This window comes from Mycoplasmopsis opalescens ATCC 27921 (genome assembly GCF_000712185.1).
In the GTDB taxonomy this organism is placed as follows: Bacteria; Bacillota_I; Bacilli_A; order Mycoplasmatales; family Metamycoplasmataceae; genus Mycoplasmopsis; species Mycoplasmopsis opalescens.
Window position 1 is genome coordinate 1 of record NZ_JOOB01000004.1, and the last position, 1,291, is coordinate 1,291.

General features: G+C 28.8%; 1 protein-coding gene. It reads right to left on the reverse strand.

What is annotated here, in order from left to right; genetic code table 4:
- Nucleotides 1–1,229: hypothetical protein (locus T385_RS0100050; protein ID WP_029905371.1), on the reverse strand; the 1,229-nt coding region annotated here is incomplete at its 3' end.
- Nucleotides 1,230–1,291: the final 62 nt, after the last annotated feature.

The following is a 1,291-nucleotide window of genomic DNA, read 5'->3' on the forward strand; positions in this document are numbered from 1 at the left end:
TCGTTTCTAAAGTAAAACTTTTTATCTGTTCCGATGAAAAATTTCAAATCTAGTTCTTTATTATTTGCTATGGGTTGATTGTTTTTGTCGAAAGGTGCAAATCAAGAGCCTTCATAGAAGACTGAATTGTTATTTACATTTCTATACACTGGTAAATCGAAAAATTGTTCATTGTATTGTTGATTCACTGAACGAAAAACACTTATTTTTTCTTTTGTTTTGCACGATGAATTGATGAATTCGATAATAATTTCTTTGTTTTTGTTTATTTCTTCAATTGAATTAATCTTGTTAATGCGTAAAAATAATGGTAATCTTTTTTGAATTGTCTCGTTTTTGCGCTCAACATGTGGCTTAAAAGTTGGATTTGAACTAGTTATAAACTCGATTCCACGCGATTTTACTGCTTGATAGGTTCGAGCATTGCTATCGGCATTGTTTCTAAAGTTAGACCTATTATCAGCTAAAAGAGCTCTTGGATGCCCGTAATTATTAAAAAGTTCTTCTAATAAAATTTGATAACCATTGAGTGTTTCTGTTTGTTCTTCAAAATGTATTGAAACAACTTTATTTGTACCAACATCGACAGCGAGCAACATTGTAAATTTATTTTGGCCATTAAGTCAGTAATGACTACAACCATCAATTTCAACGATATCACCAAACTTATATACGTTTTTGTAATTTAGTCGGCGCTTTGTTTTTTCTTTGGATTCGTAATATTTAAATTGCGATATAAAGAATAAATCTTTATTAGTCATTACTTTATTTCTGTTTCGTTTAGCAATTTTTTTACCTTCTTTTGTTGCATATGGACTAGCAATTCCAAGTTGTTTAAAGCGTCTAACCAGAGTTGAATATGAAAAATCTTTAGTTTCTGAACATTCAAAGTGTTCAAAAAATTCATAAAAAGAGATCAAAGTTAAAAATGAGGAACTATCATTATTGTTTTCATTCCCTGTTAATCTATAATTATCAAAATAAGTTTTGCTCAATGCTATAAATTTCTCATCTGAATGCTTAAGAGCATGTTTGTTATTCAAATTACCATGAGAGATTTTGATTTTAGTTCCTGTTTTTTGAAACTCTCTTAACTGTTTTCGCTTTCTTTTTATAGTTGAAATTGAGACATCTAAAGCTATTGATAATTGTTTATTTGTTCAATCGCTATGCCTTGTAATTTGTCTGTAAATTAAATCGTTTTTTGTTGCATATCTCTGATTTTCCATACCAAAATTGTATTCCTTAGTTGAATTCTAACTAAGAGGTTCATTTTGTTTGGTATTTGAAA